The 21,654-nt window shown below is 55.3% G+C and carries 20 protein-coding genes; 13 read left to right on the plus strand and 7 right to left on the minus strand.

Annotation, left to right across the window (positions count from 1 at the left end):
* The first annotated feature begins 1 nt into the window (after position 1).
* From murD to mutT, 12 genes are all read left to right on the plus strand, one after another.
* A complete protein-coding gene (gene murD, locus LQK91_RS12475; RefSeq protein WP_003854752.1) occupies positions 2-1,318 on the plus strand; it encodes a UDP-N-acetylmuramoyl-L-alanine--D-glutamate ligase in 1,317 nt (438 codons plus the stop codon).
* Complete coding sequence (ftsW, locus tag LQK91_RS12480) at positions 1,318-2,532, plus strand: cell division protein FtsW (protein ID WP_003854750.1); 1,215 nt, start codon at positions 1,318-1,320, stop codon at positions 2,530-2,532. The genes murD and ftsW overlap by 1 nt, the downstream gene beginning before the upstream one ends.
* Positions 2,529-3,587, plus strand: coding sequence for an undecaprenyldiphospho-muramoylpentapeptide beta-N-acetylglucosaminyltransferase (gene murG / locus LQK91_RS12485; protein ID WP_003854746.1), 1,059 nt, complete (start codon positions 2,529-2,531; stop codon positions 3,585-3,587). The genes ftsW and murG overlap by 4 nt, the downstream gene beginning before the upstream one ends.
* Positions 3,588-3,657: 70 nt before the next feature.
* A complete protein-coding gene (gene murC / locus LQK91_RS12490; protein ID WP_008925575.1) occupies positions 3,658-5,136 on the plus strand; it encodes a UDP-N-acetylmuramate--L-alanine ligase in 1,479 nt (492 codons plus the stop codon).
* On the plus strand, positions 5,126-6,046 hold the full coding sequence (locus LQK91_RS12495; protein ID WP_105099555.1) for a D-alanine--D-alanine ligase: 921 nt from the start codon (positions 5,126-5,128) through the stop codon (positions 6,044-6,046). The genes murC and LQK91_RS12495 overlap by 11 nt, the downstream gene beginning before the upstream one ends.
* Position 6,047: 1 nt before the next feature.
* Positions 6,048-6,887: a cell division protein FtsQ gene (gene ftsQ, locus LQK91_RS12500; protein ID WP_003854740.1), complete on the plus strand. Its 840-nt coding sequence runs from the start codon at positions 6,048-6,050 to the stop codon at positions 6,885-6,887.
* The gene (gene ftsA / locus LQK91_RS12505) at positions 6,884-8,140 is read left to right on the plus strand and encodes a cell division protein FtsA (protein ID WP_003854739.1); all 1,257 of its coding nucleotides are present in this window, start codon (positions 6,884-6,886) and stop codon (positions 8,138-8,140) included. The genes ftsQ and ftsA overlap by 4 nt, the downstream gene beginning before the upstream one ends.
* Positions 8,141-8,211: 71 nt before the next feature.
* Entirely contained in the window at positions 8,212-9,366 is a 1,155-nt protein-coding gene (gene ftsZ, locus LQK91_RS12510; protein WP_003854738.1) for a cell division protein FtsZ, read from the plus strand.
* Positions 9,367-9,467: 101 nt separating this feature from the next.
* Positions 9,468-10,385 carry a UDP-3-O-acyl-N-acetylglucosamine deacetylase gene (lpxC, locus tag LQK91_RS12515; protein ID WP_008925578.1) on the plus strand — a complete coding sequence of 306 codons (918 nt, stop codon included), beginning with the start codon at positions 9,468-9,470 and terminating at the stop codon, positions 10,383-10,385.
* 301 nt (positions 10,386-10,686) lie between these two features.
* Positions 10,687-11,193: a secA translation cis-regulator SecM gene (gene secM, locus LQK91_RS12520; protein ID WP_231001620.1), complete on the plus strand. Its 507-nt coding sequence runs from the start codon at positions 10,687-10,689 to the stop codon at positions 11,191-11,193.
* Positions 11,194-11,267: 74 nt separating this feature from the next.
* Complete coding sequence (secA, locus tag LQK91_RS12525) at positions 11,268-13,973, plus strand: preprotein translocase subunit SecA (protein ID WP_105099557.1); 2,706 nt, start codon at positions 11,268-11,270, stop codon at positions 13,971-13,973.
* A 153-nt stretch (positions 13,974-14,126) separates the two neighbouring features.
* Positions 14,127-14,522, plus strand: a complete 396-nt coding sequence (gene mutT / locus LQK91_RS12530) for an 8-oxo-dGTP diphosphatase MutT (RefSeq protein ID WP_003854730.1) — start codon at positions 14,127-14,129, stop codon at positions 14,520-14,522.
* Positions 14,523-14,552: 30 nt separating this feature from the next.
* Here the strand turns inward: mutT and yacG are convergent, their stop codons facing one another.
* Genes yacG through coaE form a run of 3 tightly spaced genes read right to left on the minus strand, consistent with a single transcriptional unit; the run spans position 14,553 to position 16,115 of the window.
* On the minus strand, positions 14,553-14,750 hold the full coding sequence (gene yacG / locus LQK91_RS12535; protein WP_003854728.1) for a DNA gyrase inhibitor YacG: 198 nt from the start codon (positions 14,748-14,750) through the stop codon (positions 14,553-14,555).
* An 8-nt stretch (positions 14,751-14,758) separates the two neighbouring features.
* A complete protein-coding gene (gene zapD, locus LQK91_RS12540) occupies positions 14,759-15,502 on the minus strand; it encodes a cell division protein ZapD (protein ID WP_105099558.1) in 744 nt (247 codons plus the stop codon).
* Between the two features lie 4 nt (positions 15,503-15,506).
* Positions 15,507-16,115: a dephospho-CoA kinase gene (gene coaE, locus LQK91_RS12545; protein WP_008925581.1), complete on the minus strand. Its 609-nt coding sequence runs from the start codon at positions 16,113-16,115 to the stop codon at positions 15,507-15,509.
* Between the two features lie 233 nt (positions 16,116-16,348).
* Between coaE and LQK91_RS12550 the strand changes: the two genes are divergently transcribed.
* Positions 16,349-17,389: a GMP reductase gene (locus tag LQK91_RS12550; protein ID WP_008925582.1), complete on the plus strand. Its 1,041-nt coding sequence runs from the start codon at positions 16,349-16,351 to the stop codon at positions 17,387-17,389.
* A gap of 24 nt (positions 17,390-17,413) precedes the next feature.
* Here LQK91_RS12550 and hofC read toward each other — a convergent pair whose 3' ends face one another.
* The 4 genes from hofC to nadC all read right to left on the minus strand — a co-directional run bounded on the left by hofC (position 17,414) and on the right by nadC (position 21,504).
* Entirely contained in the window at positions 17,414-18,613 is a 1,200-nt protein-coding gene (hofC, locus tag LQK91_RS12555; protein WP_033763242.1) for a protein transport protein HofC, read from the minus strand.
* The gene (gene gspE, locus LQK91_RS12560) at positions 18,606-19,991 is read right to left on the minus strand and encodes a type II secretion system protein GspE (RefSeq protein WP_008925584.1); all 1,386 of its coding nucleotides are present in this window, start codon (positions 19,989-19,991) and stop codon (positions 18,606-18,608) included. Before gspE ends, hofC begins: the two co-directional genes overlap by 8 nt.
* On the minus strand, positions 19,978-20,433 hold the full coding sequence (gene ppdD / locus LQK91_RS12565; protein WP_003854719.1) for a prepilin peptidase-dependent pilin: 456 nt from the start codon (positions 20,431-20,433) through the stop codon (positions 19,978-19,980). The genes gspE and ppdD overlap by 14 nt, the downstream gene beginning before the upstream one ends.
* Positions 20,434-20,607: 174 nt before the next feature.
* Entirely contained in the window at positions 20,608-21,504 is an 897-nt protein-coding gene (gene nadC / locus LQK91_RS12570; protein WP_105099559.1) for a carboxylating nicotinate-nucleotide diphosphorylase, read from the minus strand.
* Positions 21,505-21,654 lie beyond the last annotated feature (150 nt).

Raw genomic sequence — 21,654 nt, forward strand, 5'->3', positions numbered from 1 at the left:
CATGGCTGACTATCGGGGTAGAAAAGTTGTCATAATCGGGCTGGGCCTTACCGGGCTCTCCTGTGTTGATTTCTTTTTAGCGCAGGGCGTAACGCCCCGCGTGATGGACACCCGTGTCTCGCCGCCGGGGCTGGATAAATTGCCCGGGCAGGTTGAACGTCACCTGGGCGGCATCAACGGTGACTGGCTGCTGGCGGCCGATCTGATTGTTGCCAGCCCTGGCGTCGCGCTGGCGCATCCGATTCTTAGCGAAGCCGTCGAAGCCGGAATCGAAATCGTCGGTGATATTGAGCTGTTCTGCCGCGAGGCGCAGGCACCTATCGTGGCGATCACCGGTTCCAACGGCAAAAGCACTGTTACAACGCTGGTGGGTGAGATGGCGAAAGCCGCGGGCTGGCAGGTGGGCGTTGGCGGCAATATCGGTCTGCCCGCGCTGAGTCTGCTGCAATCACCCGCGCAACTTTATGTACTGGAACTTTCCAGCTTCCAGCTTGAGACCACATACAGTCTGAAAGCGGCTGCGGCAACCGTGCTCAACGTCAGTGAAGATCATATGGATCGCTATCCGCTGGGTATGCAGCAGTATCGCGCCGCCAAGCTGCGGGTTTATGAGAATGCACAGATCTGCATCGTTAACGCCGATGACGCACTGACAATGCCGGTCCGCGGCGCAGATACCCGCTGTGTCAGCTTTGGTGTCGATTTTGGTGACTATCACCTGAATAAGCAGCAAGGCAGCATCTGGCTGCGGGTGAAGGGCGAGAAAGTCCTGAACACCGCTGAAATGAAGATGGTGGGACAGCACAACTATACCAACGCGCTGGCGGCACTGGCGCTGGCCGATGCGGTCGGTCTGCCACGCGCTTCAAGCCTGGCGGCCTTAACGCACTTTAACGGTCTGGCGCATCGTTTCCAGCTGGTCCATGAACATCAGGGCGTGCGCTGGATCAATGACTCCAAAGCGACCAATGTCGGCAGCACCGAAGCGGCGCTCAATGGCCTGCAGGTTCAGGGAACGCTGTGGCTGCTGATGGGCGGTGATGGTAAGTCAGCCGATTTTACGCCGCTGATCCCCTGGCTGCAGGGCGACAACGTGCGTCTTTACTGCTTTGGCCGCGACGGTGATGCGCTGGCCGCGCTGCGTCCTGATATCGCCGTGCGCACAGAAACCATGCGGCAGGCGATGGAGCAGATCGCGCCGCAGGTTAACGCAGGCGATATGGTTCTGCTGTCGCCGGCCTGCGCCAGCCTTGACCAGTTCCGTAACTTTGAGCAGCGCGGTGAGCAGTTCGCGCAACTGGCGAAGGAGCTGAGCTGATGCGTATTCCTGGTGCCGGACTGGCGGGATATTTCTCAGGACGCCTGAAAGATTGGGTCATGGGCGCACGTGAGAGTGATGACTCTTCACTGGTGCTCTATGACCGCACACTGCTATGGCTCACGCTGGGCCTGGCGGTGATTGGTTTTGTGATGGTGACGTCGGCATCAATGCCGGTGGGTCAGCGTCTGAATGACGATCTCTTTTACTTCGCCAAGCGTGATGCTTTCTACATCGTGCTGGCATTAGGTATGGCACTGGTCACGTTGCGGGTGCCGATGGATTTCTGGCAGCGCTACAGCAACGTGATGCTGATGGTCACGGTGGCGATGCTGCTGATTGTTCTGGTAGTTGGTAGCTCGGTAAACGGTGCATCGCGCTGGATTGCACTGGGTCCACTGCGTATCCAGCCGGCTGAGTTGTCGAAGCTCTCTCTGTTCTGTTATCTCGCCAGTTATCTGGTGCGCAAAGTGGAAGAGGTGCGTAACAACTTCTGGGGCTTCTGTAAGCCGATGGGCGTGATGGTCGTGCTGGCCGTGTTACTGCTGGCACAGCCGGACCTCGGTACGGTGGTTGTGTTGTTTGTGACTACGCTGGCGATGCTGTTCCTGGCCGGTGCCAAGCTGTGGCAGTTCATGGCAATTATCGGCTCCGGCATTTTTGCGGTAATTCTGCTGATCATTGCAGAACCCTACCGTATGCGCCGTGTGACGTCGTTCTGGAATCCGTGGGAAGATCCCTTTGGTAGCGGCTACCAGCTGACTCAGTCGCTGATGGCATTTGGTCGCGGTGAATTCTGGGGGCAGGGGCTCGGTAACTCTGTGCAAAAGCTGGAATATCTGCCGGAAGCCCATACCGACTTTATTTTCGCCATCATCGGGGAAGAACTCGGCTACGTCGGTGTGGTATTGGCACTTTTAATGGTATTCTTCGTCGCTTTTCGTGCGATGTCGATTGGCCGTCGTGCTCTGGAACTGGATCAGCGTTTTTCCGGCTTTTTAGCCTGTTCGATCGGTGTATGGTTCAGCTTCCAGGCGCTGGTTAACGTCGGGGCTGCCGCAGGTATGTTACCGACCAAAGGTCTGACCTTACCGCTGATCAGTTACGGTGGGTCGAGTCTGATCATTATGTCGACCGCCATCGTTTTTTTATTACGCATAGATTATGAAACGCGCCTGGCGAAAGCGCAGGCGTTTACCCGAGGTGGTCGATGAGCGGTAAGCGATTGATGGTGATGGCAGGCGGAACCGGCGGACATGTCTTTCCCGGTCTGGCTGTCGCCCATCACCTGATGGAACAGGGCTGGCAGGTTCGCTGGTTAGGCACCGCCGACCGTATGGAAGCCGATCTGGTGCCGAAGCACGGCATCGAAATCGACTTTATCCGCATCAGCGGACTACGCGGTAAGGGCATGAAAGCGTTGCTGCTGGCACCGCTGCGCATCTTCAATGCATGGCGTCAGGCGCGTCGCATCATGAAAGCGTGGAAGCCGGATGTCGTGCTGGGCATGGGCGGCTACGTTTCCGGTCCGGGCGGCTTAGCGGCCTGGAGCTGCGGTATTCCGGTTGTGCTGCATGAGCAGAACGGTATTGCCGGTCTGACCAATAAATGGCTGGCGAAAATCGCCACCAAAGTTTTGCAGGCGTTTCCGGGCGCGTTTCCTGCCGCCGACGTGGTAGGAAATCCGGTTCGCACTGACGTTCTGGCACTGCCTTTACCTGCGCAACGTCTGGCAGACCGTCATGGCCCGATTCGGGTGCTGGTGATTGGTGGAAGTCAGGGCGCACGGATACTGAACCAGACGCTACCGCAGATTGCGGCGCTGGTGGGTGATGAGATCACCCTGTGGCATCAGACCGGTAAAGGGGCGTTGCCTGAAACAGAGAAAGCGTATCAGCAGGTCGGTCAGACGCAGCATAAAGTGACCGAATTTATTGATGATATGGCTGCTGCCTATGCCTGGGCTGATGTGGTGGTATGCCGCTCCGGTGCGTTAACCGTGAGCGAAGTTGCTGCCGCTGGTTTACCGGCCATTTTTGTGCCGTTTCAGCACAAAGATCGCCAGCAGTACTGGAACGCGCTGCCGCTGGAAAAAGCGGGCGCCGCCAGAATTTTTGAGCAGCCGCAATTTACTGCGGAGGCTGTAGCGGATCTGCTACGCCACTGGGATCGTGCAACACTGCTGACGATGGCTGAACAGGCCCGTCAGGTGGCTATCCCCGATGCGACTGAACGAGTCGCTCAGGAAGTGGCTCGCGCCGCAAAGTAATCATTCCGGTCAGCGCGTCTGACCTGTACCCGGACTGGGTACAAACTGAAATAGCAGGTAACAGAGAGCGATGAATACACAACAATTGGCAAAACTGCGTTCTATCGTGCCCGAGATGCGTCGCGTCCGGCACATCCACTTTGTCGGCATCGGCGGTGCTGGCATGGGCGGTATTGCCGAAGTGTTAGCAAATGAAGGCTACCATATCAGCGGTTCAGATCTGGCCCCTAACCCGGTGACGCAGAATCTGATTGCGCTGGGTGCCACTATTTATTTTAACCATCGCCCTGAAAACGTGACCGATGCCAGCGTGGTCGTGGTCTCCAGCGCCGTTTCACAGGATAACCCTGAACTGGTAGCAGCACGTGAACAGCGCATTCCGGTGATCCGTCGCGCGGAGATGCTGGCTGAACTGATGCGTTTCCGTCACGGCATTGCCGTTGCAGGGACCCATGGCAAAACGACGACGACGGCGATGGTGTCGAGCATTTATGCGGAAGCGGGTCTCGATCCAACTTTCGTTAACGGCGGACTGGTTAAAGCAGCTGGAACCCATGCCCGTCTGGGTAACAGCCGGTATCTGATTGCTGAAGCGGATGAGAGCGATGCGTCGTTTCTGCATCTGCAGCCGATGGTGGCGATTGTGACCAACATTGAAGCTGATCATATGGACACCTATCAGGGCGATTTTGAGAACCTGAAGCAGACCTTTATTAACTTCCTGCACAACCTGCCGTTTTACGGTCGTGCGGTGATGTGCGTGGATGATGCAGTTATTCGTGACCTGCTTCCTCGCGTGGGCCGTCATATCACCACGTACGGTTTCAGTGACGATGCGGATCTGCGCATTGAAAATTACGAGCAGAGTGGCGCGCAGGGGCATTTCACTCTGATTCGTCAGGATAAAGCGCCGCTGCAGATTACGCTGAACGCGCCGGGCCGCCACAATGCCCTGAACGCAGCCGCCGCTGTCGCCGTCGCCAGTGAAGAAGGCATCGAAGACAATGCGATTCTGGCCGCACTGGAGAGCTTCCAGGGCACAGGCCGTCGCTTTGATCTGCTGGGTGAATTCCCGACCGAGCCGGTTAATGGACAACCGGGCACCGCGATGCTGGTGGATGATTACGGTCATCACCCAACCGAAGTTGACGCGACGATTAAAGCCGCGCGCGCAGGCTGGCCAGATAAAAAGCTGGTGATGGTGTTTCAGCCGCACCGTTATAGCCGTACCCGCGATCTGTTTGATGATTTCGCCAACGTACTGTCGCATGTCGATGTGTTGCTGATGCTGGATGTGTACTCCGCTGGTGAGACCGCGATTCCCGGCGCTGACAGTCGTTCGCTCTGCCGTGCCATTCGTAACCGGGGCAAGGTCGATCCGATTCTGGTGCCGGAACATGACGCACTGCCGGAGATGCTTGCACCGCTGCTGTCAGGCAATGACCTGATTCTGGTACAGGGTGCCGGGAACGTCGGCAAGGTTGCCCGCAAGCTGGCGGACACGAAGCTCCAGCCGGAACGCAAAGCGGAGGATCGTCATGGCGGATAAAATTGCAGTATTAATGGGTGGCACGTCGGCAGAGCGCGAGGTTTCGCTCAACTCGGGTCAGGCCGTGATTGCCGGATTGCGGGAAATGGGTATCGATGCACATGGCATCGATACCCGCGATGTCTCCGTGCTGACGCTGAAAGAGCAGGGCTTTACCAAAGCCTTTATCGCGCTACATGGTCGCGGCGGTGAAGATGGCACGATGCAGGCGGTGCTGGAATTCCTGCAACTGCCTTACACCGGCAGCGGCGTGATGGCATCGGCGGTGACGATGGATAAGTTGCGCACCAAACTGCTGTGGCAGGGGCGTGGTTTACCATCAGGAAAATTTGTCTGGCTGACGCGTCAGCAGTTTGAGGGCGGGCTGGATGAGGAGAGCAACGCGGCGATTGCAGCGCTTGGCCTGCCACTGTTTGTGAAGCCAGCCTGTGAAGGCTCCAGCGTGGGCATCAGCCGTGTTAACGATCTGCACGCGCTGCCAGCGGCACTGGAGATGGCGTTTAAGTACGACAATGACGTACTGGTCGAGGCGTTTCTCAGCGGCGCGGAGTATACCGTCGCGATTGTGGGCGATCGTATCCTGCCCTCAATAGAAATAAAGAGCGCCAGCGAGTTCTATGACTATGAAGCTAAATACATTTCTGACGATACTCAGTACGTCTGTCCGGCCGAGTTAAGTGCTGAACGTGAAGCTGAATTGCAGCAGCTGGTGCTGGCGGCCTGGCGTGCGCTGGGCTGTCGTGGCTGGGGACGGGTTGATGTGATGACCGACGGGGAAGGGCGCTTTCAGTTACTGGAAGCCAATACTTCACCAGGCATGACCAGCCACAGTCTGGTTCCTATGGCAGCAAAACAGGCGGGTATGAGCTTCCCGCAGCTGGTAGCCCATATTCTGGAGTTGGCCGACTGATATGTCACAGGCGGCGATGAGAGTTCGAAACCGTGAACCGCAGGAGCGTATTCGCACCGGGCGCAGTAATGGTGCCCGACTGTTCGGCATTTTTTTCCTGCTGATCGTTATCGGGATTATGGTTGCCGGCGGGCTGGTGGTGCTGAAGTGGATGAACGATGCGTCCCGGCTGCCGTTGTCAAAACTGGTGGTGACAGGACAGACGCATTACACCACGCACGACGATATTCGACAGGCGATTTTGTCGCTGGGTCCGCCCGGCACGTTTATGTCACAGAATGTGGACATTCTGCAGCAGCAGATTGAGCGGCTGCCGTGGATTAAGCAGGTCAGTGTGCGTAAGCAGTGGCCGGACGAACTGAAGATCCACCTGGTGGAGTACACGCCGGTGGCGCGCTGGAACGATTTGCATATGGTGGATGCAGAAGGTAACGCCTTCAGCGTACCCGCCAGTCATGTCGGCAAAGAGACACTGCCGATGCTGTATGGGCCAGAAGGGAGTGAGAAAGAGGTCCTGGCAGGCTATCACAGCATGGATGATGTGCTAAAAGCCCGGAAGTTTACCCTGAAGGTGGCGTCAATGACGGCCCGTCGTTCATGGCAGCTGGTCACCAGTGATGATGTACGCATCGAACTGGGACGCAGCGACACCATGAAACGACTGAATCGCTTTATTGAGCTCTACCCGGTACTGCAACAGCAAGGTCAGAACGAGAGCAAACGTATCAGCTACGTGGATTTGCGATATGACTCGGGCGCTTCTGTTGGCTGGACACCGGTCGTGATGGAGCCACAGGACAGTAATCAGCAACAGAACCAGGCACAGGCTAAACAACAATGATCAAGGCAACGGACAGAAAACTGGTAGTTGGACTCGAAATCGGCACTGCGAAAGTTGCCGCCCTGGTTGGGGAAATTCTGCCCGATGGTATGGTCAACATTATTGGGGTGGGCAGCTGTCCTTCCCGTGGTATGGATAAAGGTGGCGTAAACGATCTTGAGTCGGTGGTGAAATGCGTTCAGCGCGCCATCGATCAGGCTGAGCTGATGGCGGATTGCCAGATCTCCTCCGTCTACCTTGCTTTATCGGGCAAACATATCAGTTGTCAGAACGAAATCGGGATGGTTCCGATTTCAGAAGAGGAAGTGACTCAGGATGATGTAGAGAATGTCGTACATACCGCTAAATCGGTGAGAGTGCGCGACGAGCATCGCATCCTGCACGTTATTCCTCAGGAATACGCGATCGACTATCAGGAAGGGATCAAGAATCCGGTTGGGCTTTCTGGCGTGCGTATGCAGGCGAAAGTGCACCTGATCACCTGCCACAACGACATGGCGAAGAACATCGTTAAAGCCGTTGAGCGTTGCGGACTGAAAGTAGATCAGCTGATTTTTGCCGGTCTCGCCTCCAGTTTTGCCGTTTTGACTGAAGACGAACGTGAGCTGGGCGTGTGTGTTGTCGATATTGGTGGCGGTACAATGGACATAGCCGTATATACCGGCGGCGCTTTACGGCACACTAAGGTTATTCCGTATGCAGGCAACGTCGTCACCAGCGATATCGCCTATGCGTTTGGCACACCGCCAACGGATGCTGAAGCGATTAAAGTGCGTCATGGTTGCGCGCTGGGCTCGATTGTCGGCAAAGATGAGAACGTTGAGGTACCGAGCGTGGGCGGACGTCCACCACGCAGCCTGCAACGTCAGACGCTGGCGGAAGTGATTGAGCCGCGTTATACCGAACTTTTGAATCTGGTTAATGACGAGATTCTGCAGTTACAGGAACAACTGCGTCAGCAGGGCGTAAAGCATCACTTAGCCGCAGGCATTGTCCTGACCGGTGGTGCAGCGCAAATTGAAGGACTGGCGGCCTGTGCGCAACGCGTATTCCATACGCAGGTGCGTATCGGACAGCCGCTGAATATTACCGGCCTGACTGACTATGCGCAGGAATCGTACTACTCCACTGCCGTGGGACTGTTGCATTACGGCAAAGAGTCGCACATGAACGGTGATGCAGAGACCGAAAAACGGGTCTCAGTAGGTAACTGGTTCAAGCGTATTAACAGTTGGTTAAAAAAAGAGTTTTAATTTTTGTGAAAGGGGATCATGCTGTTTTCTTTAGTGATCTCCAGGCGACAGGCACATAACGGAGAGAAATCATGTTTGAACCTATGGAATTAACCAACGACGCGGTGATTAAAGTCATCGGCGTCGGTGGCGGCGGCGGTAACGCCGTAGAGCACATGGTACGCGAACGTATCGAAGGTGTGGAATTCTTTGCTGTGAATACCGACGCGCAAGCGCTGCGTAAAACAGCTGTCGGCCAGACCATTCAGATCGGTAATAACATTACCAAAGGTCTGGGTGCGGGTGCGAATCCGGAAGTAGGCCGTAACTCAGCAGAAGAAGATCGCGAAGCACTGCGGGCTGCGCTGGAAGGGGCAGACATGGTCTTCATCGCAGCAGGCATGGGCGGCGGTACCGGTACCGGTGCAGCCCCTGTAGTTGCTGAAGTGGCTAAGGATCTCGGTATCCTGACGGTGGCCGTTGTTACCAAGCCGTTCAACTTCGAAGGCAAAAAGCGCATGGCGTTTGCTGAGCAGGGGATCGCTGAACTTTCTAAGCACGTCGATTCACTGATCACTATTCCCAACGACAAGCTGCTGAAAGTGCTGGGCCGTGGTATTTCCCTGCTGGATGCATTTGGCGCTGCTAACGACGTGCTGAAAGGCGCAGTCCAGGGTATTGCCGAGCTGATCACTCGTCCGGGCCTGATGAACGTCGACTTTGCTGACGTGCGTACAGTGATGTCCGAAATGGGTTATGCCATGATGGGTTCAGGCGTTGCGTGCGGTGAAGATCGTGCGGAAGAAGCGGCTGAAATGGCGATCTCCAGCCCACTGCTGGAAGATATTGATCTGTCAGGCGCCCGTGGCGTGCTGGTCAACATTACTGCGGGCTTCGACCTGCGTCTGGATGAGTTCGAGACCGTGGGTAACACTATCCGCGCCTTCGCCTCTGACAACGCAACCGTTGTAATCGGTACCTCTCTGGATCCGGAAATGAATGACGAACTGCGCGTCACTGTCGTGGCAACCGGTATCGGCATGGACAAGCGTCCGGAAATCACGCTGGTCACCAACAAGCCAGCCAGTCAGCCAGTGATGGACCATCGCTATCAGCAGCACGGTATGTCACCGCTGCCGCAGGAGCAGAAACCCGCTGCCAAAGTCGTAAATGACCAGGCTGCGCAGTCGAACAAAGAGCCTGACTATCTTGATATTCCGGCCTTTTTACGTAAGCAGGCCGATTAGGATTAACCCTATAATTGGGATTATCCGCTCTTTGTGCTAAAGTGTCTGTCCGCTGGTAAAGTATACTGGCGGTCGGAAAGGTGATACTGCGAGATAATGCGATGATCAAACAAAGGACATTAAAACGTATTGTTCAGGCGACGGGTGTCGGTTTACATACCGGCAAAAAAGTCACACTGACATTACGCCCTGCGTCGGCTAATACCGGGGTCATCTATCGTCGCACCGACTTGAATCCACCGGTAGATTTTCCGGCTGATGCAAAATACGTGCGCGACACCATGCTGAGTACCTGCCTGGTGAATGATGAAGGCGTGCGTATTTCAACGGTTGAACACCTCAATGCCGCCCTGGCGGGTCTGGGTATCGACAACATTATTGTTGAAGTCGATGCGCCGGAAATCCCGATCATGGATGGCAGCGCAGCACCGTTTATCTATCTGCTGATGGATGCGGGTATCGAGCAGCTCAACAGCGCGAAGAAATTTGTGCGTGTTAAGCAGACCGTGCGTGTGGAAGAGGGTGACAAATGGGCCGAGATCAAACCGTACAACGGTTTCTCGCTTGATTTCACCATCGACTTCAAACACCCGGCTATCGACTCCAGCTCACAGCGCTATGCGATGAACTTCTCTGCTGACGCCTTTGTTCGTCAAATCAGCCGGGCGCGTACATTTGGCTTTATGCGTGAAATCGAATATCTGCAGTCTAAAGGCCTGTGCCTGGGCGGTAGCTTAGATTGTGCGATAGGTCTGGATGATTTCCGCGTACTGAATGAAGAAGGTCTGCGTTTTGAGGACGAGTTTGTTCGTCACAAAATGCTGGACGCGATTGGCGACTTGTTTATGTGTGGTCACAACATCATTGGCGCATTCTCTGCGTTTAAATCGGGTCACGCGCTGAATAACAAGTTGCTGCAAGCGGTTCTGGCTAAGCAGGAAGCCTGGGAATGGGCAACCTTCGAAGACGAAGCTGAACTGCCAGTGGCATTCAAAGCACCGAATCTGGTTCTGGCTTAACTACCCCAGAACGTAAAACGGCTGGTTATGCTGACACCCTCTCCGGTCAGCGGCACCAGCCGTTTTTTTATGGCTTTCTGTCATACTCCTGACGACTGCGACGTCGCTCGCAACACATTGTCTGTTCTGCTGAATTGCTGAACAATCACACGCCTTTTCTCACGCCGCCACTTTAATCCCAGGTGTGGATGCCCCACATTAATGTTACTATCTGTGGCGCTTTTACAGGCCGAAATCCGTTGCGGCTCGCGGCGGGTACACGAAAACAAGAGCGCAACAGAGCGTGCGCGATGGAAAGGTTGTGATCGGGATTCTTCAGCGCTGGCGACAATTAGGTAGACGCTATTTCTGGCCTCATCTCCTGTTAGGGATGGTAGCGGCCAGCTTTGGCCTGCCAGCCTGTGCGCAAAGCGCCGAACCCAACGCGTCCTCTGAATCGCCAGCCAGCAGCCTCTTTCTTGGCAATGCCACACGCTTTGATCATTTAATCCGGCTCCAGGAAGCGTCACGGCGCCCGAGCTTCAGCGTGGATTACTGGCATCAGCACGCCATCCGCACCGTTATTCGTCACCTCTCTTTCACGCTTGCCCCCCAGGCGCAGGCGGAACAACAGCAGTTACCGCTGGCGGCCCAAAAGCTGGCGCTGATTGACTCACTGCATAATTTACTGACATCGCACTCTGCGCTGCATACCGTACCGCAGCAGATGGCAACACCGCCTCTCTTCATGGCCGTTACCCGTTCATGGGTAGAATGGCATGCCAGTGTGCATGGCATCCGCGCCGGACCCGCCCGATTGTTCTGCTAATAGTATTGGTTTTACTCACTCTGTTTAGATTTCGCAGTCCGGAATATTCCGGCTGAATTGAGAATATATTTATTATGTTTAGCAAAATATTAACCAAGGTTTTTGGTAGCAGTAACGATCGTACGCTGCGTCGTATGCGCAAGGTGGTGGATGTCATCAATAAGATGGAGCCTGATTTTGAGAAGCTCTCTGACGATGAACTGAAAGCTAAAACCGACCTGTTCCGCGATCGCCTGAAAAAAGGTGAATCGCTGGAGAGTCTGATCCCGGAAGCGTTCGCGACCGTGCGTGAAGCGAGTAAACGTGTGTTCGGTATGCGTCACTTTGATGTGCAGCTGATCGGCGGCATGGTGCTGAACGACCGCTGCATCGCTGAGATGCGTACCGGTGAAGGTAAAACCCTGACCGCAACGCTGCCAGCCTACCTGAATGCGCTGTCTGGTAAAGGTGTTCACGTGGTGACCGTCAACGACTATCTGGCACAGCGTGATGCGGAAAACAACCGACCACTGTTTGAGTTCCTGGGTCTGACGATTGGTATCAACATGTCGGGCCTGCCGGCTGTGGCGAAGCGTGAAGCTTATGCAGCAGACATTACCTACGGCACCAACAACGAGTATGGCTTCGACTACCTGCGCGACAACATGGCGTTCAGCCCGGAAGAGCGCGTACAGCGTAAACTGCACTATGCGCTGGTGGATGAGGTCGACTCCATCCTGATCGATGAAGCGCGTACACCGCTGATCATCTCCGGTCCGGCAGAAGACAGTTCTGATCTCTACACCAAAGTGAACAAGATCATCCCTCATCTGGTTCGCCAGGATAAAGAAGATACCGAAACCCATCAGGGTGAAGGCGACTTCTGGGTCGATGAGAAAGCGCGTCAGGCTCATATGTCTGAACGCGGTCTGGTGAAAGTGGAAGAGCTGCTGGTCAGCCAGGGCATTATGGAGGCGGGCGAGTCACTTTACTCACCGACCAACATCATGCTGATGCACCACGTCACTGCGGCACTGCGCGCGCATGCACTCTTTACCCGCGATGTTGATTACATCGTGAAAGATGGCGAAGTGGTAATCGTTGATGAACACACCGGCCGTACCATGCAGGGTCGTCGCTGGTCAGATGGTCTGCATCAGGCGATTGAAGCGAAAGAAGGCGTAGAGATCCAGAACGAGAACCAGACGCTGGCCTCTATTACCTTCCAGAACTACTTCCGTATTTACGAAAAGCTGGCCGGTATGACCGGTACTGCTGATACCGAAGCGTTCGAATTCAGCTCTATTTACAAGCTCGACACCATTGTCGTGCCGACTAACCGTCCGATGGTGCGTAAAGATCTGGCTGACCTGGTCTACATGACAGAGAAAGAGAAGATCGATGCGATTATCGAAGATATCCGTGAGCGTACAGCCAATGGACAGCCGGTATTGGTGGGCACGATCTCGATTGAAAAATCAGAAGTGGTCTCTAATGAACTGACCCGCGCCGGTATCAAACATAACGTCCTGAACGCCAAATTCCACGCCCGCGAAGCGGATATCGTGGCACAGGCCGGCCAGCCGGGCGCGGTCACTATCGCGACCAACATGGCCGGACGTGGTACGGACATTATGCTGGGCGGTAGCTGGCACGCTGAAGTGGCCGAACTGGAAGAGCCAACTGAAGCGCAAATCGAAGAGATTAAAGCGGCCTGGCAGATTCGTCATGATGCAGTTCTGGCGTCAGGTGGTTTGCATATTGTGGGTACTGAGCGTCACGAATCGCGTCGTATCGATAACCAGCTGCGTGGTCGTGCAGGTCGTCAGGGTGACGCCGGTTCTTCACGCTTCTACCTGTCGATGGAAGATGCGCTGATGCGTATTTTCGCCTCAGACCGCGTGTCAAATATGATGCGTAAACTGGGGATGAAGCCAGGTGAAGCGATTGAGCACCCGTGGGTGACTAAAGCGATTGCCAACGCACAGCGTAAAGTCGAAAGCCGTAACTTCGATATCCGTAAGCAGCTGCTGGAATATGATGATGTGGCTAACGACCAGCGTCGTGCGATCTACAGTCAGCGTAATGAGCTGCTGGATGTGTCTGATGTGAGCGAAACCATCAACAGCATTCGCCACGATGTCTACAAAGCCACTATCGATACCTACATTCCGCCACAGTCGCTGGAAGAAATGTGGGACGTGCCTGGCCTGGAAGAGCGTCTGCGCACTGACTTCGATCTTAACCTGCCGATTGCAGAGTGGCTGGACAAAGAGCCCGATCTGCATGAAGAAGTGCTGCGTGAACGCATCATGACCCATGCCATGGAAAGCTACGCAGAGAAAGAAGAGATCGTGGGCGCGGAAATGATGCGCAACTTCGAAAAAGGCGTGATGCTGCAGACGCTGGACTCTCTGTGGAAAGAGCATCTGGCAGCGATGGACTATCTGCGCCAGGGTATCCATCTGCGCGGCTATGCGCAGAAAGATCCAAAGCAGGAGTACAAGCGTGAATCCTTTGCCATGTTCGCCGCAATGCTTGAATCACTGAAGTATGAAGTGATCAGTACGCTGAGCAAAGTTCAGGTGCGCATGCCAGAAGAAGTTGAAGCGATGGAGCAACAGCGTCGCGAAGAAGCTGAACGTCTGGCACAGCAACAGCAGCTGAGCCATGTGGAAGAAGATCTGCTGGCAGCTGAGCCTGTGGCTGAGCAAAGTGGAGAACGCAAAGTGGGCCGCAACGATCCCTGCCCATGTGGTTCCGGTAAAAAGTATAAGCAGTGTCATGGCCGTATCGCCTGAGGCTAAATGCTGATAAAAAAGGAGCCGCTGGCTCCTTTTTTTATGGCCTTTGCCACTACGATGACTATGCCCATGCTGAGCTAAAGCGGTTAACTTCCGTTACGGCATGCTCTAAAATCAGCCTTCATTCACCATTACTACCGGATAGTCTTCATGAAGCACCTGCAGGTTGCAGTTGGCATCATTCGCAATGCCAATAAACAGATTTTCCTTGCCCAGCGCGCATCGACCTCTTATATGGCAAATAAGTGGGAGTTTCCTGGCGGTAAGATTGAAGCGGGCGAAAGCGCCGAACAGGGACTAATAAGGGAGCTCCAGGAAGAAACCGGGATCGATGTCACCGAGGCTCGCCCGATTGGTCATGCAGATCACAGCTATGACGATCTGCGCGTAACGCTGCACTTCTTTCTGGTTGAAGGGTGGAAAGGGGAGCCGTGGGGCAAAGAGGGGCAACCGCAGCGCTGGGTTGATCAGCATGCGCTGGTCGCGGAGGAGTTTCCGCCAGCGAATCATCAGCTGATTGCGCGTCTGGTCGCCGGCGAACTCTGAGTGGATGGGGCAGCGCGCCCCATCCTGTTATCAGCGCTCTTCTTCACTCCAGTTGTCACTGTCGTTCATATCGTCGCTGCTGGGAATGCGTTTCTCTTCTGCGGCCCACTCACCTAAATCGATGAGCTGGCAACGCTTACTGCAAAAGGGGCGCCACGGGCTGAGCTCATCCCAGATGACATCTTTGCCGCACTGCGGACAGGAAACGGTCATGACTTCTTGCTGCATGTTTACCTCTAACAACAGGCCAACTGGAAGTTAAGGCGGGCCGGAACTTCACCGCGCTCACTATCAAATGGCATAAAACGAATGGCGTAGCGGCTTTTATGTCCGGACACCTGTGGATAGAGGGCATCGTCCAGCGATAACTGCAATCGCAGCAGATCGGCACCCTCGGCATTATCCTGATAAAAACCGTTCAGACTGGTCTGCATATGGAATGCGCCGGACTGGCGGATCAGATCCAGTACCATCGCCAGCGCATGGTGCAGGGGCTTGAGCGTCTGCATCCAGGCTTCGACCTGCGCATCGCGTGTTTCCTGCGGCAGATGGAGCCAGATGTGCAGGCCTGGCAAATCAAAGCTGCAGCATCCGCCGGGAATGCTGAGTCGCTGGCGCACCAGAGCAATCAGACGATCTTCGCGGAGCTGTTGTCCCATACGCGGGGCATTCATCAACTGCGTTGACTGAATTTTTAGTTTATCGTGCAGAGCATCCACCAGCGTCATGTCGACACCCGGCACATCAGCCCAGGCACGTAATTTTTGCTGCTGACGCTCCAGCTCTTTCAACAGTTCAGTCCGCATATCGCCGCGCTCGAAAATGTCGAGCAACTCGCCAATCAGGCGAAAAAAGGTCAGCGCATTAACGGTTTTATCCAGTGGCGTGGTTTCATCTAACTGATTAATCAAAAATTCAACCCGCAACCAGGTTCGCATTTTTTCATTCAGTGGGTGTTCAAACAGAACGGGTGTACTCATGGTATTAATCCTGTTTCGTTGCCGCCAGCCTGAGATAGCGCTGATGGAGTTCGGCAACCTGTGGCAGGGCGTCGTCGGGCTCGCCGCTGTTATCAATAATGTCATCGGCACAGGCGAGGCGTTGCTGGCGCGTGGCCTGTGCGGCAAGAATACGTTTCGCCTGTTCGACGGAAAGATGGTCACGCTGCTGAGTCCGCGCTAACTGCGTTGCCTCATCAACATCCACCACCAGTACCCGATCAGCCTGGTGCTGTAATTGATTTTCCACCAGTAATGGCACTACCCAGAGCACATAAGGTGAGGTGGCCTGGGCGATCAGCTGTCGCGTCCGGGCGTTTATCAGCGGATGAAGCAGTGCGTTTAACCAGCTTTTCTCTTCCGGCTTCTGGAAAATAATGTCGCGAAGCTGTTTACGATCAAGCATGCCCTGCTCCGTCACTATCGACGCGCCATAGCGCCCCTTTATAGCCTGCAAAGCGGGCGTGCCGGGTTCAACAACTTCACGGGCAATCAGGTCAGCATCAATAATGTCCACGTCAGACGCGGCGAATGCCTGGGCAATCGTACTCTTTCCACTGCCGATCCCCCCTGTAAGCGCGACGATATAGGGCATGTTTCTCACCTGACTTCTTTTACGACATGGGTTCAGGGTAATGATCTGACTAAAAAAGGCAAAAATGGGTGTCAGATCACACCGATAAATCACAACTAAATTTAACGGATTGTAGCGTAAATAAAGTGAAATTCGCAGTCTTGTCGCACAGCGAGAGGCGCGTATCATAACGCCACTGGAGCTGTGCTTACTTCGCGAACGACGATTCGTTGCCACTTACCAGGACACTATTTATGCGTATTGAAGAAGATCTGAAACTGGGCTTTAAAGATGTCTTAATCCGTCCCAAACGCTCCACGCTGCAAAGTCGCTCACAGGTTGAGCTGGAACGCAGCTTTACCTTCAGACATTCGGGCCTGAGCTGGAGCGGCGTACCCATCATCGCCGCCAATATGGATACCGTCGGCACATTTTCGATGGCCGAGGCGCTCGCCAGCTTCAATATCCTTACTGCAGTCCACAAACATTACAGCGTTGATGACTGGCGCGCGTTCATTCAGCGCGTGCCTGCGACATGCCTTAAACATGTTATGGTCTCCACCGGCACTTCAGAGTCCGATCTCAGTAAACTGGTCGCCATTATGGCGCTGTCAGACGATCTGCAGTTTATCTGCATCGACGTGGCCAACGGTTACTCACAACATTTTGTCGATTTTCTGCAACGCGCGCGTGAAACTTTCCCCTCTAAAACAATCTGTGCCGGTAATGTCGTCACGGGCGAAATGGTGGAAGAGTTGATTCTTTCCGGCGCGGATATTGTCAAAGTGGGCATTGGCCCGGGTTCGGTCTGCACAACCCGGGTAAAAACCGGTGTAGGTTATCCGCAGCTTTCTGCCGTTATCGAGTGTGCTGATGCGGCGCATGGTTTAAGCGGACAGATTGTCAGTGATGGCGGTTGTTCAGTGCCGGGGGATATCGCCAAAGCCTTTGGCGGCGGTGCTGACTTCGTGATGCTGGGTGGCATGCTGGCGGCACATGATGAGTGCGAAGGGCAGGTTGTTGAAGAGAATGGCGAAAAATCCATGCTCTTTTATGGCATGAGTTCCGAATCGGCGATGAAGCGTCACGTTGGTGGTGTTGCGCAGTACCGTGCGGCAGAAGGCAAAACGGTCAAGCTGCCCTTAAGAGGTCCGGTGGCTGAGACAGCACGCGATATCCTGGGTGGGCTGCGTTCCGCCTGCACTTACGTAGGGGCCGAGCGCCTGAAAGAGCTGACCAAACGCACGACCTTTATTCGGGTTAACGAGCAGGAGAACCGGGTATTTAACCGATAGCCATCCGGGGCGCAGCGTGCGCCCCTAATGCATCGCATCACCCAGCCCGAAGACCGGCAGATACATGGCAATCACCAGTGTGCCAACAATGCCGCCAATCACCATCATCATCATCGGTTCCAGCGAAGCCGCCAGTGTGTCAGCGCGCTCTCGCGTTTCGGCCTCATGCCATTCAGCCAGACGTGCCAGCATCAAATCCAGGGCGCCCGCCTCCTCACCGACGCGAATCAGCTGACCACATAATGGCGTGAACAACGGATGCTGCATCAGCGCCTGATGCAGAGGACTTCCCTCAGCAATATGTTGCTGCAGTCCGGCTATCGCGTCCCGCCAGAGCAATGAGGAGAGTGTTACCTTAACGGCGGATAGCCCCTGTAACAGCGTTAACCCGGCGCTCTGTGTGAGATGCAGAATGGTATAGATCTGCGTCAGTTGTGTGCCGCGCCACAATCCGGAAAGCAGCGGGATGCGCAGGAAAAATGCCTGCTCACGGCGTTGCCAGCCCTCAGATCGTCGTCGCAGCTGATGCCATCCAGTCAGCATCAGCGAAACACCCAGGGCCAGCACACCTCCCCATTCCTGAAGCGCGGCAGATAACTGCATTACCGCTGCGGTAAAGGCGGGCAGGGGCGCATCAAAGGCGTCATAAACCGCAACGAACTCCGGCAGCACGAAGAGCAGCATGCCGCAGGTGACAGCCATCGCCACCAGCAGAATAAAAAGAGGATAGCGCAGCGCTTTACCCACCTGATGCCATAACTGCTGCTGGCGGATCTGCTGCTGAGCCAGTTCGCTGCAACAGACATCCAGCTGACCGGTGAGTTCACCTACCTCCATCAGGGACGGATAGAGTGCCGGAAAGATCTGCGGCCATTCACGCAAAGCCTGTGAAAAAGGCGCACCGCTGAGTACCCGATGATGCAGAGCTAGCATCAGGGCCCGCCAGCCAGCATGCGGCTGCCCCTCCGCCAGCAAAACCAGACTCTCTGCCAGCGGCAGGCCCGCTTTGAGCAAGGTGGCCAGCTGGCGAATGAGATCGGTTTTGTGCTGCCACTTCCAGTCCCTCGGACGCCAGACTTTTTCACGCTTCCAGCTCACCGGCAAAAGATCACGCTGCGCCAGCATCAGCAGCAGATTGTCACTATCGATAGCCAGTAGCTGACCGCTGAGTAACTGACCCTGACTGTCGACCGCCTGCCAGCTGAATAAAGAGGCATTAGCCATCGTCCAGCCCAATCACCCGTTGCATCTCCTCCAGGGAGGTATCGCCCCGACTTACCGCTTCTAAACCGGAAACCAGCAGGGTGCGCAATCCCTGCTGTTTCGCCAGATTCAGCAGATTCTCCAGCGGCATCTCGGCGGCGATCGCATTTTGCAGTCTGGCATTAATGGGCAGTAGTTCAAACAGCGCCAGCCGGCCAAAATAGCCGGAAAAGCAGTGGTCGCAGCCTGGGGCACGCCAGGTTTGCAGGGTGCCAGGCCAGAGTTCCGGAGGATAGTGTGCCACTGCCTGAGCAGGCTGACGGCAGTGAGGGCAGAGGCGCCTGACCAGACGCTGAGCAACGATCAATTTCAGTGCTGACCCAAGCAGATAACCGGGAATTCCCATCTGTCGAAGCCGGGTCAGCGTCTCGGCGGTGGAGTTAGTGTGCAGCGTGGAAAGGACCAGATGTCCGGTTTGTGCTGCTTTAACCGCAATCTCTGCCGTTTCGGCATCGCGAATTTCGCCCACCATGATGACGTCGGGATCCTGTCTCAGCAGCGCCCGCAGCACGCGGTTAAAATCGAGCCCGTTTTTAGCATGGATCTGCGTCTGATTGATGCCCGGCAGTGGGATCTCAATCGGATCCTCAACGCTGCAGAGATTTTTTTCAGGTTTATTCAGCGCGCTAAGTCCGCTGTAGAGCGTGAATGTCTTGCCGCTGCCGGTGGGGCCCGTCACCAGAATCAATCCCTGCGGCTGGGCCAGCGCAGCGCAGAACAGACGTAGCTGCGCAGTGGGTAAACCGAGCTTATCCAGTGACAGCGCCGCGCTTTCACTCTGCAATAGCCTGACTACGGCTTTCTCCCCGCCGTAGATGGGCAACGTGGCCAGACGAAACGAGGCGGGTTTACCGGCGATCTCCATGCTGAACTGACCATCCTGTGGTAACCGTCGTTCGGCGATATCCAGCCCGCCGAGAATCTTCAGTCGTGCCAGCAGCGATGCAGGTTGAGTGGCAGGTAATGAAGAGAGCGGATGCAGTACGCCATCAATGCGCAGTCGCACGCGTAAACCCTCGCGGCAGGGTTCGATATGCACATCGGAGGCGCGGCGTTCGAGCGCCTGACGCAGGATCAGCTGTGTTGCCTCAATCGCTGACTCTGCGGGCGCCTCTTCACGCGCCACCAGCGGTGTGTCGGCATGCCGAAGCTGGTCGAGCCGGGCCTGCGGCCAGCATTCGATCTCAATCTTACACTGGCTGGCAAAATGAAGCGCTTCAGACAGTCCGGGCGGCACGCTTTCTGCGACGGCCACACGCAGCTGACTGGCATCATGGTGTAACACCAGGGCGCGATAGCGCTGACATAAAGCCGCGATCGCTTCATCAGGCTTGTTCATCGCTGGCCCCTTTATCCGCAAAGCGGAACTGATCCTGACAATTGTCGCGCAGGCTATTGTTGCTACTGGTGCAACTGCGTTGCCATCTGATGCCGCCATCCGTGCTGTCCCAGACCGGCAGCATTTCAACGCTCAGGCCATTGAGACTTTCCTGGCCAGTCAATGCAATCACACCGTTGGTCACGCTCAGTGCCGAGACGTAGCGCGATCCTCTGGCTGCCGGAATGCCCGCTTCTCCTGCATGACACTGGGTTGGGCCACCACGCTCCATGGCGCAGAGCTCTACCGCAGTTTTAAACGGCACCATTGTTTGCAACATGTCGGTGAGGGCAGCGCGCTGCAGATAATTTTGATAAGCGGGCAGGCCGATGGCACTTAAGATCGCCACAATACCGACCACAATCATCAATTCAACCAGCGTAAATCCACGTTGATGATTCATCACATCGTCTCCTGATTAAGAAGGCGACAGGTTAAAAATCAGTAGCAGTAAAAGACAGTCAGAGAGGGGAAAACTGGAAAGTGTGGTGTGAACAGATTTCAGGATTGCAGCGCAGTCGAAACTGCGCCGGAAGCGGGGTCGCAAAATCGCCGGGCCGGGTTACGGTAGCGCAGGCTACTTTTGTTTGAAACGCATCGAGAGATCCAGCGCCCGCACATGCTTGGTCAGTGCGCCAACAGAGACATAGTCCACGCCGGTCAGAGCGATCTGTGGCAGGGTTGTTTCGGTAACGTTACCGGAGACTTCCAGCAGCGTCCGACCCTGGTTGATGTCGACGGCGGTACGCATTTCTTCCAGGCTGAAGTTATCCAGCATCACAATATCGGCTTCGGCTTCCAGCGCCTGACGCAACTCTTCCAGTGATTCCACTTCAACTTCAACCGGCACATCGGGTTGCAGCCATTGCGCTCTTTCCACTGCCTGCGCAATTGAGCCGCTGGCAATAATATGGTTCTCTTTAATCAGGTAGGCATCTGAGAGGCCCAGGCGATGATTGCTGCCACCGCCACAGAGCACGGCATATTTAAGCGCGGTCCGCAATCCGGGCAGGGTTTTACGCGTGTCCAGCAGCTGTGTCTGGCTTCCCGCCAGCAGTGCGACATAGCGGCTGACTTCGGTGGCAACGCCCGAGAGTGTTTGCACAAAATTAAGCGCGGTACGCTCCGCAGTCAGCAGCAGTCGGGCAGGACCCTCGATTTCAAACAGCAGCTGGTCTGCCTCGATCTGATCACCATCTTCGACATGCCAGCTCAGTGTCGCGTGCGAGCCGAGTTGAATGAAGACTTCTTCCACCCAGCGTTTACCACAGAAAACACCCGCTTCACGGGTAATGACCTGCGCATGAGCCTGGATATCGGCAGGTAACAACTGGGCAGTAATATCCCGGTCAGCGTCGATCTCTCCACCAAGATCCTCTTTTAACGCCAGTGCAACCGCATCCGGGATGTCACTTTCAATGCGTTTGATGAGTGCCTGACGGCGGCTGTCAGGATCATAACCACGAGATGACATAGGTGTTTTACTCCAGAACGAGAAATGACAGAGGGTGACACAATAGCCTGAACCGCCATCAGGTTCCAGCAACGAATCGTATTTTGTTTAGTATCCTTAACACGCAGCGTTGTCATATGACCCAACCGGCACACTAAGAGGCAAGAATCC

This window comes from Pantoea sp. MHSD4 (genome assembly GCF_021043305.1).
Lineage (GTDB): Bacteria > Pseudomonadota > Gammaproteobacteria > Enterobacterales > Enterobacteriaceae > Pantoea > Pantoea eucalypti.

Coding starts and splice junctions, on each gene's coding strand:
- hofC (WP_033763242.1), bottom strand. CDS start 18,613: ATGGCTAATGCCTCTTTATTCAGCTGGCAGGCGGTCGACAGTCAGGGT.
- ftsZ (WP_003854738.1), top strand. CDS start 8,212: ATGTTTGAACCTATGGAATTAACCAACGACGCGGTGATTAAAGTCATC.
- murD (WP_003854752.1), top strand. CDS start 2: ATGGCTGACTATCGGGGTAGAAAAGTTGTCATAATCGGGCTGGGCCTT.
- lpxC (WP_008925578.1), top strand. CDS start 9,468: ATGATCAAACAAAGGACATTAAAACGTATTGTTCAGGCGACGGGTGTC.
- zapD (WP_105099558.1), bottom strand. CDS start 15,502: ATGAGTACACCCGTTCTGTTTGAACACCCACTGAATGAAAAAATGCGA.
- murG (WP_003854746.1), top strand. CDS start 2,529: ATGAGCGGTAAGCGATTGATGGTGATGGCAGGCGGAACCGGCGGACAT.
- coaE (WP_008925581.1), bottom strand. CDS start 16,115: ATGCCCTATATCGTCGCGCTTACAGGGGGGATCGGCAGTGGAAAGAGT.
- mutT (WP_003854730.1), top strand. CDS start 14,127: ATGAAGCACCTGCAGGTTGCAGTTGGCATCATTCGCAATGCCAATAAA.
- ppdD (WP_003854719.1), bottom strand. CDS start 20,433: ATGAATCATCAACGTGGATTTACGCTGGTTGAATTGATGATTGTGGTC.
- gspE (WP_008925584.1), bottom strand. CDS start 19,991: ATGAACAAGCCTGATGAAGCGATCGCGGCTTTATGTCAGCGCTATCGC.
- LQK91_RS12495 (WP_105099555.1), top strand. CDS start 5,126: ATGGCGGATAAAATTGCAGTATTAATGGGTGGCACGTCGGCAGAGCGC.
- yacG (WP_003854728.1), bottom strand. CDS start 14,750: ATGCAGCAAGAAGTCATGACCGTTTCCTGTCCGCAGTGCGGCAAAGAT.
- secA (WP_105099557.1), top strand. CDS start 11,268: ATGTTTAGCAAAATATTAACCAAGGTTTTTGGTAGCAGTAACGATCGT.
- nadC (WP_105099559.1), bottom strand. CDS start 21,504: ATGTCATCTCGTGGTTATGATCCTGACAGCCGCCGTCAGGCACTCATC.
- ftsA (WP_003854739.1), top strand. CDS start 6,884: ATGATCAAGGCAACGGACAGAAAACTGGTAGTTGGACTCGAAATCGGC.
- ftsQ (WP_003854740.1), top strand. CDS start 6,048: ATGTCACAGGCGGCGATGAGAGTTCGAAACCGTGAACCGCAGGAGCGT.
- LQK91_RS12550 (WP_008925582.1), top strand. CDS start 16,349: ATGCGTATTGAAGAAGATCTGAAACTGGGCTTTAAAGATGTCTTAATC.
- ftsW (WP_003854750.1), top strand. CDS start 1,318: ATGCGTATTCCTGGTGCCGGACTGGCGGGATATTTCTCAGGACGCCTG.
- murC (WP_008925575.1), top strand. CDS start 3,658: ATGAATACACAACAATTGGCAAAACTGCGTTCTATCGTGCCCGAGATG.